At 56.3% G+C, this 15,110-nt stretch carries 5 protein-coding genes; all 5 read right to left on the reverse strand.

The features are described from left to right. Positions 1-1,078: 1,078 nt before the first annotated feature. The gene (locus Enr13x_RS11350) at positions 1,079-2,071 is read right to left on the reverse strand and encodes a hypothetical protein (protein WP_145386155.1); all 993 of its coding nucleotides are present in this window, start codon (positions 2,069-2,071) and stop codon (positions 1,079-1,081) included. A gap of 276 nt (positions 2,072-2,347) precedes the next feature. Then, complete coding sequence (locus Enr13x_RS11355) at positions 2,348-3,535, reverse strand: RHS repeat domain-containing protein (RefSeq protein WP_145386156.1); 1,188 nt, start codon at positions 3,533-3,535, stop codon at positions 2,348-2,350. 25 nt (positions 3,536-3,560) lie between these two features. After that, on the reverse strand, positions 3,561-4,517 hold the full coding sequence (locus tag Enr13x_RS11360; protein ID WP_145386153.1) for a tyrosine-type recombinase/integrase: 957 nt from the start codon (positions 4,515-4,517) through the stop codon (positions 3,561-3,563). 282 nt (positions 4,518-4,799) lie between these two features. Then, positions 4,800-6,860 carry a hypothetical protein gene (locus Enr13x_RS11365; RefSeq protein WP_145386154.1) on the reverse strand — a complete coding sequence of 687 codons (2,061 nt, stop codon included), beginning with the start codon at positions 6,858-6,860 and terminating at the stop codon, positions 4,800-4,802. 1,619 nt (positions 6,861-8,479) lie between these two features. Further along, the gene (locus Enr13x_RS11370) at positions 8,480-15,037 is read right to left on the reverse strand and encodes an RHS repeat protein (RefSeq protein ID WP_197455952.1); all 6,558 of its coding nucleotides are present in this window, start codon (positions 15,035-15,037) and stop codon (positions 8,480-8,482) included. Between the last annotated feature and the right edge of the window lie 73 nt (positions 15,038-15,110).

Consider the following 15,110-nt stretch of genomic DNA (forward strand, 5'->3'; position numbering starts at 1 on the left):
GCGGAAGCTGCGCACCTGTCGGCTGTCGTTGGCGGTCGAGAGCCTTGAAGGTGCAGAGGCGAAACGTGGTTCAACGCCTCACGGATCGGCCGGCCCTCCATGACGCGACAGCTTCCGCTCACTGTCAAGCGACGGAATCAGCCAACCGCCGCGAAAGTAGAAAACCGCTTCGGGATCAATCGTTAAAGTCAACGCACTTGGTGTTAACGATCGCACGTGAGTGTTTTTTGTCTCTCGCCTTCTCTCGGCCTGATCGCCGGAGGGTCACGGGTGACGGCGTCAGTCCGGCTCGGCGAAAGCCAAAAAACGTAGGGAAGAGTGAGCGGCCGGTTCGGAGGCGTTGATGTCTAGGCTTTAGCCGATCTATTACCGGTCGTACGAGCGCCGGAGGCGTCGTGGAGAGGCGCCTGAAGGCTGGGCACCAACGGTTTGGATCCATAGCCGTGATTGCCGGGGAGCCTGCCGGTGATTCGCAAAGGGCTTTGGCCGAACAGACAAGCTGTCGGTTGATGGTTTACCGAGCGTCTCGTTCCCGGCTTACCTCGCTTGGGCTCGGGCGCGGTCACTTTCGCCCTTCTTGATGCGGAATTACGACTTCCTGTCTCATCTGTTTCTTATCGGCATCGTGCCTCGGCGTCGCCGATACTCGCGGGATGGAAGCGATGGGCGCCTGCGGTTCGCGGCGTCGATGGAAGCGTTTTCCCGTAGCGGTTCAAGTCGCTCGGCGCTTCCCTCATCCCTCGGTCGCCGCTATCGCCTCCGTCAACCGTCGGCTCCGCATCGGTCGTTCCTCCCTCGCTCCGGTCGGCGACAAACGGCCAAGTCTATCGGGTTGGACAGTTGGTCGGCATGCGGGCTTTCAAGATTTGCTCTTCACCTTTCGAACTTCATCCATGCCGTTTGTCTCCGACTGACATCCTGTCACCGACGGGTGTCTAATCGCGGCATCCATGACCGCTCTGCGCTTCGCTCATTTTCAATGCCCGAGTCCAACGCCTGGCAGGTGCGCGGTCAATCGTTCGGCATCGCCAAGCGGCCAACTGGTTGCGGCGGAAGTTGAGTCGGTTTTGAGGTCACGTCAATCGTCCGCCGCTGTTTCAATTGACGCTTCCGCGTCGTTTAAAACCCCCAGCCCCTTTGTTTCGTTCAGCCCCTTTGTTTCGTTTTTCAAAATGCTCTGCAAATTGCCCACTGAAAGGTGCTCGATCTTCCGGACCTGCGGCGGAGAAGTCTTTGCTGAGCAGACTATTATTGAATTAGTTCCAACTTGAAAGACGGATGAACATGGTAATTCACCACGTGGGACTTTCGCCAAAATATCGAATCCCGATGCACTGTCGAGCGCGACAACTTCCCCGGGCAAAAACAACAGGACATTCCTTTCCTGCATTGACATTACCTCCGCCATCGGAATGCACCCTGGAGGAAGTCTCGACGTGAATACTCGCTCGCTAATACAAGCACCTGTTTTTACATTCCAACACCGCAATAGAGCTCGAAGCCCTACCGAAGCATTGTCTGAAAAATCAAATTCGGACAATACAGTTACTACGTGATTTCGATCTTTTAGCAGGGTTGCACTGAGGACGTCGCTCGCAATTCCATCTTTTGCTTCAAAGTGATTGCTGCCCACTATTTCCTGTGCCACACCCGAATCGCTAAATGCGATGAAACCAGGCACTCCATTCGGCCCCACCACAATCAACGCCTTTGCCGAGTGATCCCAGACAAGGCGCCCCGGCCATAGACGGTTGAGTTCGCTACCATCTTGAAAAGACTCGCTGGCCTGCAGGAGCTCCTTGAGTTCAGCAGACTGCTCCGCCTTCAGGAGCTCACCGTCGTTTTTGACGAAGTATTCCTCTATTCCAAAAGAGCCTAGTGCTGATGGTTCACCTCTTGCGCCGACGTGCACAAAGATCTTTGTCTGCCATGGCGGCACTACGAAATTGAACGCTGCACTCTTCAGCTTTTTCGTCGCCTTCTCAGTGAAGACATTTCCATGCAACACGCCAGACCATAATGTAGGTTCTCTATTTGTGTTGACTCGTTCGCCCACAAGCACGGAGTCCATTCCGACCACTCTGCGTCCAGACATTACTGCCACCTGGCAGCCGTCTGGAATGGCATACGTTTCTTCAACACTAACTTTAGTGCCGTGTAGTCCCCACCGCTGTGCTTGATTCCTCACAGCTACATCCACAGTCCAGATGGCGCCACTCGATGGGTCAAACGAATTGTGGAACACAGACAGTCGATTTGGGCCATCGCCGCAACCTGACGCTGCAGCCAACAGGGTGACCAGAAATACCGACGCTAGGCCGTGCCTGAGGAGCTTCACTATCGAAACCTACCGAATCGGGTTGTTGCTAGGGAACTTAATAAGTGGAAATGGAGTTGTTGGGTAAATGGCGCCTAAAGAACACTTGCCCCATTCGGAGCGGCACGGCGAGTCATACTGCTTCTTTCCATAGTTCATGGACCTCGTGCCTCCGTATACAGAGCAACCGATTGAGTCGGCTATTTGCTGGCGCTGCCCGTCTCGCTCTTCTTCAGTGTAACTGACGACAACGTTCCCATTTGAGTCAACAAGGCGAAGTGCGCCGCAGCTGTACATGAACAGCCCGCATCCTTTGCAACCATTTCCTTCGAGTGCATCCCTGATGTCCTTCTCAGTCGAGCCATCTTTTGAAGGCAGAATGGGAATGTAGGGTTTCTGAGCCCCTTCTGGAGACGCATGGATCCCACCAGGGTTGCCTAGTGAAAGCGATTGATGCCCAACTACAAATATTTCGCAGCACTTTGAGTTCTTGATAGTGCTGACAATTGTTTGTCCGGAGGTGACATTTGGAACAAGGACCCCTCCGTTAGTCGGCATAGAAGATAGCCCCGGGACGTTGCCGGGTTCAATTCCGTTCATCACAAAAATGCATCTTGTGTTTTTTTCCTGGTGAGGCCAAATCCCGGGTTCGCCACCAGTTGGCGGTCCACCACCAAGAATTTCTGGTTCTGTCCACCGGTCGCCTAAAGGGTCGCTTCCACTTGTAGGACGCCCGTCTGCGAAACCTTGAAGCCCCAACTTACTCCCCTCATACCCGATCGGATCTCTGGAGCAGAAGCGGCCGACGATCGAGTCGTACATGCGGGCGCGATAATGGTACAGGTCGAGGACATCGTCGTATTCACGTCCGGTGTAGGTGTAGCGGCTGCCTTCGGCGGTCGTCGTACGTGCGGTTCCGCTTCCATCGAAGATCGACAACCCGCCATACGCATCGTAGGCGTATCTTTCCTTGATCGTCCCAAGAGAATCGGTCAGTGCGGTGATGCTATACTGTTGGGTGCCGTGATAGCGAAACGCGAACTTGATAGTTGGCGCATCGTTTTCAGTCAGTGATTTGTCGAGCGAGCAGGTTTGTTGACGAAGCGTTTTGCAGCTACGGATTTGTTTTGAATCGGCGCACGACTTAACGCCTCCCGCGCGGCGGCGCGCGAGACGACGTTGAAGGGTTCGACGACGGGATGATGGCTTGCAGAGCATCCCGCCATTGTAACTGATGGGCAGGCTATTCGGTGTCGCTTTGCGGTGGTCGGTCCTTGGCTCCCGGATGCGTTTTGTCGTGGACTTCTCGCAGGCGTTTGATCGATACGTGGGTATAGATCTGCGTCGTGTTGAGCTGCTCGTGACCGAGTAACGTTTGGATCGAGCGCAGGTCCGCGCCGCCTTCGAGCATCAACGTCGCCGTCGTGTGGCGGAGCATGTGGCAACTGCCGGGCTTCGTGATGCCCGCCGCAGTCAAGTAGCTTCTGACGAGTTGGCTGAGCGTGACAGGATGGAACGCGTTGCCGAGGGACGTCAAGAAGATCACGTCGGTGTCTTCGTCGAGCAGTGCGGGGCGACCATCGTGAAGGTATTTCATCAGCCATCCGAGCGCTCGTTTGCCGGTCGGAACCACGCGATCCTTGCGTCCCTTGCCTTGGCGGATCATCGCAAGCCCGGACTCGTGGTTGATGTCGTCGAGCTTCAGCGCGATCAACTCGGCGCGTCGCATGCCGGTGGCATAAAAGAGTTCCAATATCGCGCGGTCGCGAAGACCGGTTGGCGTGGTGAGATCGACTGAACTGAGTAGCGTTTCGATTTCATCGATGGTCAGGTGCGATGATGGAAGACGCTGTTCTTCTTTGGGTAGTTCGATGTTGCTCGAAGGGTCGGTATCGATCCAGCCTTGTTCGGTCAGCCATGCGAGCCAGTGACCAACCGTTGAGAGGTAGGAAGCTTGAGTACAGAACTTCAGCGGCTTGCCGGTGCGTTCGTTGCGGTAGTGATAGAGCCAACGACGATAGGCCGCGAGCGACTCGGGCGTGATCTCGCAGACGGATTCGATGCCGCGTTCGGAAGACCAGGTGATGAACTTGTTCAAGACGTAGTCACGGCGCGAGATGGTCGTGGCCGACCAGTTGTTCATCTTGAGGTGGTTGAAGTATCGAGACAGTAGGACGGTGGGAATGGGAAGGTTTGACATGGATTTGCATCCTGGGGTTGTGATCGGCGCGTACCGGTAGCCGGGGCGTGCTCGATCAGGGTGAAAGCGGCCGGGTGAACGTCACTCGGCCGAAGAAGACGGCATCACCGATCACGGCGATGCAGCTATGGCAAGGCTTTCAATGAGGGGGCCTTGCGAGGTTTTGGCATCGGTTTTGATGCCAGAGCGGTTAGGTCGTTGCGGCGCAACGACTTATTGGATGTGCGAGGTGGAGTGAAGCGACCGCAGAGCGGCGACAGAGCCGGGGTTGAGCTCACTTGCTCAGGGGGTTGAGGTTTCGACCAAGGGGGTCGAGGTTTTGGTTGTAGCTGCAGGTGTCTTGAGTTTCGCCGGATCGATCAGACCCATCAGGAACGGTTGGCCTTCGCGGCCCTCCCCACCGTAAAGCAGTTCGTAGACGTAGCGTTGGCCGTTGCGACCACGGTGAACGAGCACGTATTCCAGATCGACAAGCCGACCAAGATGCTTTTGGATTTGCGAATCGCTCCAGTGGATCGCTTCCCTGACATCGCGGCGGGTGAACCGGAATGCGTCCCGCGGAAGCCCGATCGATCGTGAGTTCGAGTCGACGAAGTCATGCAGTCTGCCGAGTAAGTTTCGCGTCTGTGGCGCGAGTTCATCGAGGCTTCGTCCGAGGACTTCACCCGCGATGCCGTTGGCGATTGCGATATCACCGGGCTCGACGTTGATGAACTCGGTCGAGATGTCGCCTTGTTGTGCCGAATGAATCGTCCGCTGATGCTGGTGCAGGAACGCGATGGTGTTGATCAGCGTCAGATACTTGATGTGATCGCGCCGCATGCGTGTTTTGTGATTGGGGAACGTCAGCTGCGTCGCAAACGGGTTGAACACTTCGACGGGCTGCAACAACCGCTGCGCGTTTTGGTGAAGGCGTTTCAACTGACCGGCAAGATAACCATGTTCGGTGAAGTCATGCGTGAACGATTCACGTTGTTTCGATTGGATTGCATCAGTCTGTGAATCGGATTCATCAACGGTCAAGATGAGGCATCGATTGATCAGTTCTTCGTCGACGTCGAGGGCGGTTGTGGTGAGGAAGATCTGCGTGGGGCCTTCGACGTGGTGTTCTTGGGTTTGGCTGCGCCCGTCTTCGCCGCGGCCGACCGTGGCGTGACGCAGCTCGCCTTCGCTTTGAAGAAGTTTCAGTGCGTAGCTTGCTTGGCGGATGCCTTCGTCTTCGGCAATGGCCAGGATCTTGTGACGGATTGAATCGCTGTCGAGATAGAATAGTGACTGACCGGTCATGCCGCTGAAGCGGTTGACGTCTTCGGATGGCATCATCGAAAGCACCGCGTCCATCAGTGATGTTTTGCCGGCCGACGATGATGATTGAATGACGATCGCCAGTGGCTTGGCAAGTTTGCGACTGGTTGCGGCCAAGTAGCCGGCGAGCTTGTTGGTGGATTCGCCGACGATGCCGCAAGCGTCCATGTCAGCAACGACGCGTTCGAGCAAGTTGGGCGAGCGAAGTAGAGCCAACGCTTCGCGTTGCTCTTCGTCGCTGAGCTTCACTTCGGCGCGCGCCGGTTGTTTCAGCGCCGCGATTCGATCAGACTGCAACGCTTCGAGTTTCAGCAGCAACGTGCCGATGTCTTTTTTGATGATGTCGGCATCGGTGTAGAGTTCCGTCGCTGCGGCTTTGATGAACGACGTTCGTGAGCGAGCCTTCACGAGATCAAGCGTGTCCATGTGAACGAGGTTATCACGCGAAGCCATCAGGTTGACTTTAAGTGTCAGCGTCGACTTGTTCTTCTCGAGGCCACGGATTCGGTAGCGTCGGTCGTCGCGGATGACGATGACTTGATTGTCTTCGAGGATCAGTTCGTTCTCATCTTGCGTTGTCGACTTTGGCTTGATAGCAGCGACAGTGTCTTCGTTCGTGTCATTCGTGTGATTCGTGGACGGTGCTTTGACTTCCTCACCGACAACGATCACGTCGGGACCATCGGCGTGCGCGTCGACCTTGTAACCACGCAAGCCGATGACGTTGCCTTCGTTGTCTTGAATCGGAACCGTGACACGGCCACGCATCGTTTCGCGTCCGTTCGCCTTGTAGAGTCCCGCGGCGACAAGTGCGTCACGGACCTCGCGACCACGCTTGATACGACGTTGTGGGATCTGTTTGCCAAGTGTTCGGTCGGCGAATCCGATTTGTTGTTCGGTCGCTTGTTCGTTGGTGAGATGGAGTTCTTCGTTGACATAAGCTGTGGCGCGGTCGTTTTCGTTGAGGCAGCCTGCGTAGAATTCTGCGATGGCCTTGATCGGGTTATCGAGGATCGCGTTCAGGAAGTCATCGTTCATTGTGTTGGCTCCGTTGGATGCGCGCAGACCGGTGGCGTGGTCGTTGCTTGGTGGTTTGGAAAGATCGCGGGGAGAGGTGTCGGCGGTTTGCCGCTTCAGGCCGCGGAAGCTGCGCACCTGTCGGCTGTCGTTGGCGGTCGAGAGCCTTGAAGGTGCAGAGGCGAAACGTGGTTCAACGCCTCACGGATCGGCCGGCCCTCCATGACGCGACAGCTTCCGCTCACTGTCAAGCGACGGAATCAGCCAACCGCCGCGAAAGTAGAAAACCGCTTCGGGATCAATCGTTAAAGTCAACGCACTTGGTGTTAACGATCGCACGTGAGTGTTTTTTGTCTCTCGCCTTCTCTCGGCCTGATCGCCGGAGGGTCACGGGTGACGGCGTCAGTCCGGCTCGGCGAAAGCCAAAAAACGTAGGGAAGAGTGAGCGGCCGGTTCGGAGGCGTTGATGTCTAGGCTTTAGCCGATCTATTACCGGTCGTACGAGCGCCGGAGGCGTCGTGGAGAGGCGCCTGAAGGCTGGGCACCAACGGTTTGGATCCATAGCCGTGATTGCCGGGGAGCCTGCCGGTGATTCGCAAAGGGCTTTGGCCGAACAGACAAGCTGTCGGTTGATGGTTTACCGAGCGTCTCGTTCCCGGCTTACCTCGCTTGGGCTCGGGCGCGGTCACTTTCGCCCTTCTTGATAAGGAGCTCGGCATCCTGCCTCGCACTGTTCTTATCGGGCTCCGCCCTCGGCGTCGGTGCTGCTCGCTCACGCTCGGCGCTGCCCTCATCCTTCGGTCGCTGTCAGCACCTCCGTCAACCGTCGGCTCCGCTCGGTCGATCCCTCCCTCACTCCGGTCGGCGAACGATGGCCCGCTACTTCACTCCACGACCATCATCACTCTACCACTCCTTGTCTCCCCCTCTCCTTGTCTCCCTCTCTGCCTTCCCGCTTCCTGCCATCGTTCTCCGACTGACATCGTGTCACCGACGGGTTTCAGTCGACGGGCATCCTACCCGCCGTGCCTACGGCGTTCTTTGTGCGTGAAGGTGCGCGTACCGGCATCCTGCCGAAGACAGGGGCGGGCGTCGTGCCCGCCAGCGGTCGTGAATCGACGAACCAACCAATGCGGCGGAAGTCGACTCGGTCCTGTGGTCACGTCAATCGCCCGCCGCTTTCAGTCGTCACCGGCCGGGGTTGTCGTCGCGTTTAATACCCCCTTCCCCTTTTCTCCTTCAAGTCTCACTTTTCGGTACCTGCACCTTCCATTTTGTTCATGATTTTCGTCACGGCGAATGACAGGGATTCGACAACGCAAGCCGAGAGAGTGCTTCCCAGGATTATCACGACTGAATAACCATCGTGAATATCTTGGACCCATCTCGCTGGACGGTCGCTAATACGAAAACATAGGAGGCAAAATGCAGTCCACAAAAACACAGTAAGCCATCCACCTACACATTCAAAGAACGGACTTCGCTGAAACCGAAGTCTGCCAAAGCCGAATCTCATAACTGCAGCGGAGCCAAATACAAGAGTGAGCCTCAAATTTAGCATGCTGATTGCCGGAAACATTTTGATCCCAATCGCGGCAACAAGTACAAGAACTAAGAGTTCCGCGATCGAAACCCGGTGCTTAGAGGCCTTGATACCACCCTCCTTCAGGGGTGACCCCGCACGCGCCTAAAGAAGAGACGCCGTCGAGTGGTATGCCATATTTGCTCAGACTATCCATTACCTCCTTCGCCAAGCAATTAGATTGGTCTTCGTCATTTCCTCCGCAGATAATCGCAGAACACCCATTGCCCCGCCAATCAAAGTTGCCAAGCGTCGCGCTGGGGTCATCCCCTGTCGTGAAATGAAACACAGCGACGACATCATCACATTTTATAATTGTGTTAATACAGGGAAGTGCACCGCCACTCCCGATGTTTGTTGGAGGACTTCCTGGATATGGGTAGATTTGGTTTTCGCCACCTCCGACACCCACTGGATAACCGCCAAGCGGAATCGACGTTACTCCGGGAATTGGGCTTTCGCGCTGTGCCTTGTTTGGGCAAGAAACGCATAGATTTGTCCTAGTAGCATGCTTGCTGTTCCGTTGTTTTGGACGTTGCCTGGGACCCGGCAGCTTCGGGATTGGCCATCCAGGCTTCCGTGGGTTAGTGGGTTGGTGAGGACCGCCCGGTACAGTTGTTCCGGGGGGATGTGGCCAGGATGGTGTCGGCGGTTTGTGTCCGGGAGGGATCGGTACATAGGTTTGCAAGCCCGCTGGATCAACAGCGTTGAGAATACGCGATCCAACGTATTCATACAAACTTGCACTGTCAGAATAACCGATGGGATCACGACTCAGAAAACGTCCACTGATCGCATCGTACATCCGAGCCCGATAGTGAAAGAGCCCCAGCTCTTTATCCCACTCACGCCCCGTGTAGGTATAGCGGTTACCTTCCGCCGTTGATGTACGCGCGGCTCCACTACCATCGAAGATCGATAGGTTGCCATACGCATCATACGCGTAGCGTTCTTTGATCGTCCCTGACGAATCGGTCAACGCCGTGATGCTGTACTGTTGGGTGCGATGGTAGTAACGCAGTCCGCCGGTGCCGTCGCGTACGACGGGTTCGTCGATGTAGCTGGCGTAGACGTAGTTGTAGGTGGGGTTGGTTGCCGCGGTTCCTGAGGTGTAGTCCGCGACGGTCTGCTGGCCATTTTGGACATAGATGCTGACCGTCGTGCCATCGTCGCGCGCGACTCGGCGACCAAGTGCGTCCCATTCGTAAAAGACGTCGTCGGTGCTGTCGTTGTCGACATCGGCCGAAACCAAACGATTGTCGAAGTCCCATGTGAGCGTCAGCGGATCGCTGCCGGGACGGAGGACCGCCGGGATCACCGTCATATTGCCTTTGGCATCGTGCGTGACGCTCTGGCTGGCCGCCGAGATAATTTCGTGGGCGTCACCGTGGACTCGCGTTTGGGTGCTGCTGTTCTCGGTGAACGCGTCCCAATCGCCAACGAGCGACAGATTCCAGGATTGGTCTAGGTTGGTGTCGTCGCGCTCCCAGTTGACTAGGCGATCTTCGTCGTCGTAGCCGCTTATTCCCACGTCGAATCCGTAGCCGCTCATCGTTCCGGCGATACTCTCACTGGTCTTGTTTTTGTTGTCGTCCCAGCCGTAGCTGAGATTCCCAATCGCTGCCCCAGTATAACTGATGCTTGAAAGCGTGTTATCGCTGTTGTACGCACGCGTTTCCGCCACACCGTTATTATACGTGCTGGTCAGCATCCGTCCGCCATCGTCGTAGGTTCTGGTGTCAACGGTCGTCGAATCCAGGGCAATTGTGGCTAATTGTCCGCGGTCGGTGTAGGTTCGGTCGACCTCCGTGCCGTCCGGGTAGGTTAGCGTGGACACTTGGCCAGTTGCGTCATAGTCGGTCGCGGTAGTGTAGGTAACACTGTCGATGGTGAGTGCCTCGGTTGCTTTGCGGCCTGCCACGTCGTAGGTGTAGGTCACCGTATTGCTGTATCGCCCTGAAGCCGCCGTCAGCATCCGGCTGGCGTCGTCATAGGTGAACGTGTCAGTATCGGCGACTGTGCCCGAGGGGCTGTTGGCAAGCGTGCGGTAATCGCGAGACGTCAGGCGGCCTGCCAAATCGTAGTTGTAGGTGACGGTATCACCGGATTGGTCCTGCTTGCGCAGCGTTCGCCCCGTCGGGTCCAGCGTAAAGGTGACGATGCCATATCCAGAGTTCCCCGGCGTGGTGCTTGACGTGTGATCCGGATAGGTTTCGGTCAGTTTTTGGCCGGCATCGTTGTACGTGTAGCTGGTCACCTGGTCTTCGGCATCGGTCAGGCTTTCCAGTTGCCCCGAGTCCAGATACGCGAACTCCGTCTCGCCGCCGAGCCGGTCGGTTTGTTTGATCTGACGGCCACGCGCATCGAAAGTGTAGGTCGTTGTTTCGCTTTTGGCGTCAGTCGAAGTGATCTTATTGCCATCGTCATCGTAAGTGCTGCTGGTCGCGTCACTGGAGGTATCGGTGCAGGTCAAGTCGCGTCCCAAAGCGTCATAGGTGCAGTCTTGGCCGACGCTGTTGGGGTCACGGACCGAGAGCTGGTTGCCAGCCGCGTCATAGGTGTATGCAGTGATCTCTCCGATCGCGTCAATCGCTTGAATGGTTCGTCCGGCAGCGTCGGAGAGCTGTTGCGTCGAATTGCCAAGAGCATTGACGTTCTGGGAGACCAAGACGGTGCCGTAACCGCCAATGGAGGTGGTTGCATCGTATGCATTGCAATTCCAAGTGACGAGCGAGCTATCGCTGGGGTCCAGGATACCGCTCATGACACTACGACCGGCGGCATCGGAAATCGAAAACCGGACCTCGCCTTCAGGATTGATGACCACCCGGGCGCTGCCGGGGGCTTCGCTGTCGAGTGTTACTCCAGCTCCGCCGTTGGCCACGGTATCGGCGAGTTGTGTCAATGCCGGCCCCAGTTTGATTGCGGCTGATCCCATTAGCGGCGTGACACCTCCGGTGCTGTCCAATCCTGAGCCGTCAGCCAGATTGTCGTCATAAAGATACTGTTCGGTCAGGCCATCGGATGCCGAAACGCCGCCGAGGCCTGCGATCGGTGGATCGTCGATGTCGACGGTTCCTCGTGCCGAAAGCCATGTTGTTCTGGCGACGGGGCGTCCGCGGCCATCGTATTTGGTCGTGACCTCTCGGTACGTCTTGGCGTTGACGGGATTGTCCAGTGAGGCCGCGTGGCTTGCATAGTCTTCTATTGCAGCCATGTGTACTGTTCGCCCCAGTGAATCCTTGCGGACGATGCTGCCGTGCCCAAGTGGGTTCTCGCTGGCCACGGTCTGGCCGCAACAGTCTTCGAAATGGGTTTCCCAGATTTTGCCCCGGAAGTCGGTGCGTTCAATCCTGCGGCCGAGCAAATCGTATTCAAATTCTTCTGCCGCTTCCTCGCCCGCGCCGACTGCAACGGTGTGCGAGGCAACTAGGCCACGGTCAGTGTAGGTCCACTGCTCTCGTGCCTTTTGGTAGCCATAGGTATCACCTGAGTCAAAGTACCTCGGTGATCGCACCTCCTTTACACGGTCAGCCAAGCCGTAGAGCGTTTCAGTGCGTAGTTCTAACGCAGTTGAAAGACTCGAGAGCGTGCTGCGATCGATATAGTCAGCGTCAGCAACTTGCGCGGTTCGCCTGCCGCGACTGTCGTACTCAAATTCGGTCGCCATGTTGCGACCGTCATGCAGGCGGATTTGGTTACCTTCGGCGTCATAGACAATGTCGGTGATGACATAGCTGGCATTTGCAGAAAAGTCACGTGTTAACGCGATCACCGCATCAAAGTCGGCGAGCGAAAACTCAGGCGTTGTGCCGGCAACAGTCCGAATGAGTCGGCCATCGGTCGCATCGTAGGCATAGTACGTCTTGCGGCCGTATGGGTCTTCGGTGTTAAATAGCTGTGAGTCTACGTAAACACTTTTTGTCGTGAGCGTCTTGCCGTCTCGCGGATAGTTGGTGGTCTGAATTCGTCGACCGGCGGCATCGTATTTGTAGCTCGTCACCGCCCCATCTTTTTGGTATTCGTATGGATCGGATGTGCCGGGGAGATAGTACCAGGTTTCAGTTGATTCCAGATCAGGTGTCGAGGTCTCTGAGCTTCCGTCATTGTAAGCGGTCGCAGTCTTCCGTGATATGAGTCGATCGGCGGCATCGTAAGTGTAGGAGGTTACGGTTCCGGCTCGGTCGGTCGATTTAGACAATAGCAGATAACCATTGCCTGATGCGTGGTAAGCGTAGCGGTGCGAAGTGCCGTCGTCGTACAGGATGCTGGTCAGACGGTCCAGACTGTCGTAGAAGTACTCAACGACGTTGGTTTCGGGGTCAGTGACCGTTTTGAGTTGGCCATTGGAGTAATAGGTGTAGGTCGTCGTAGGCCGAGTCCCACCGGATGAGTCCGCAGGTTGCTGGATTTGGCTGAGCAGGCCATCGCTGTTGTACGACAGGTCGGTCTGCTTACCGAGCGGGTTGATGTACGCCGTGAGTTTCACTTTGCCGGAGCTGTTGTAGTCATCGTCGTAGATCCATTGATGCACCGCATACTCTGACGTTTGCACGTCATTGGTTGCACAGCGGTCGTAAGTCGGCGTCACTCCGTAGGCTGTCGCGGACTCAACATTGGAAGGGTTGTCGGTCAGGCCAACGTACATCTTGGTGCAGCCACCAGAGCTTCCGTATTCGTACTTCTGGACATTGCCATTTCGATCGCGATATCTCGTGACACGTCCGTACTCATCTCGGCACCAGGTTTCGAAAGTCTCGTCCGAGAACCAGGTGCGAACCTTCCAGCCGTCTTCGTAATCGTGATATTGCAGTACTCCGTTAGGCTTGATTGTTGAATTGAAGTTGCTTCCGACTGCCAGGTAAGGATCGTTGATTTGGTGACTGGTCGCAGGCTCCTCTGTACCCGTGACCTGGATATCGTCGTTGGTGTCAACGCTCATTGCCCAGCCCGTTTCGTAATTGGTTGCGACGCGACGGTAGACGCCACTGCTCATATCGATCCGCCCGTGGGGAAGCAGGCGGGCCAACCGACCTCCGCCCAGATAAGTGTAATTGCTCAGCCGCTGCCCGTTCGGCTGGCTGTAGTCAACGACCTGTACCGCCGCGAACGTGGCTTCATCCGAAGGGTTAGTGATCATTCGAATGAGATTAGCAGGAAACGTAAAGTAGCTGCTAGATCCGGCTACAATCGAGGAAAGAAAGACGGTCTTGCTGCGGTGTCCTGGCTCAGCGACCGGATCATCAATCTCAACCGTAGATGTGCCGGACGCAGAGTCCGTTCCGTAAGTGAAGCTGCTCGACGTTCCGTCGCTGCGGCTTACTCCGGTGAGCTTTCCGCCGGAATAGCTATAGGTGACGGACTGACCGTCGCTATTGGTGATGCCGGTGACAACCCACTGGCCACCCACCTGGCTCCCACCATAAGTGAAGGAGAGTGTTTCGCCGGAGTCGGCTGTAACCGTATCGATCTGAAACAGGCGTTCCCATGAACTGTAGAGGTCGAACGGAGTCCATTCTTTGTACGAGATCTCTGCAGACCGCCCATCTGGGAATTGAATTTTTGTCAGCCGACCCAGAAGATGAGTGTTATCGGGGTCAGTCAGGGTAGATCCAGGGTATCCATTGTTCAGGAGATACGACTCCGTCAACGTGCCATCCGAGCCGGGATCTCCGTTTCCATATGCGTCTTCATTCCAAGCTGCCAGTTCATCCCAGACCTCCTCGGTCGGCGAAATAAGTAGCTCAAAGGTAAATTCGGCACCAATCCAGTTTTCAACGACGCACTGATTTACGAGTGGCACGCAAAAATTGGATCCGGTAATGGTTTCAGTGTCCCGACGCAGTTCAATATCGTCTGTAGGAGGATTATTCGGGTCCAAATCGCCGATGGCCGCGTCCTTGACGAAGCCTGGTTGCTTTGGCGAGAATTGTCCCAACTTCGACCAATCGATTGGGATAGCAGCCATGTCGATATCTGGGCGGAGCGAATATGGGATCTGGGCCAGGGGGTCGCGCACGTTGATGGTATCCAAGTACCCCACAGTGTTGAACGTGCCGCTGATCTCTAGCGCCATGTCCCAGTTGCAAAACATCATCGGGCCAAAGCTACTAAACTGCGAGTGATTTCTCGATCGCATGACGCGTCTCACGCTCAGGTCGTTCTCGTTGAACGCCGTCATATCATCGGCCCAGTGCATATAGTCCAGGCCGAAGGCTTCGATCAGCGATCCGTTCCCTCGCGCCCCTTCGCTGATCGGGGAGCCGTGCGTGGATGCCGGAATCTGGCCGTTGGCGAATATCGTGGCACTGGCGGAGAACCCGCCGGCACTTCCGCAGCCTCCACCGGACACACAGGAGCCGCCGCTTCCAATTGGCAATGAAGTTCCCGGGAACGAAAGCGGGAATCCACCGCCAGCTCCCGAGGGAGGTGGAGTGAATCCAATGCCCAAGCCTCCCAGAGGGCCGCCACCATTTGAGCCGCTGTAAGGCCGGGCAGTGCTTGGCCAGTTTTTGGCAGGGGCCGCCGGATCCGGGCAGGTATAGGCGACGCTCGAATTGAGGCATGATAGCGTATATGAGTGCTGCAGGATGTCCTTGATTTCGCCCGAACTCATGATCTCACTATTGGAGGCCAAGGGTGACGTGACCTGGCCTAAGAGATGGTGGAGAGGCACTGCAGCAAGGAAC

Origin of the sequence: Stieleria neptunia (assembly GCF_007754155.1) — a bacterium.
Classification (GTDB): domain Bacteria; phylum Planctomycetota; class Planctomycetia; order Pirellulales; family Pirellulaceae; genus Stieleria; species Stieleria neptunia.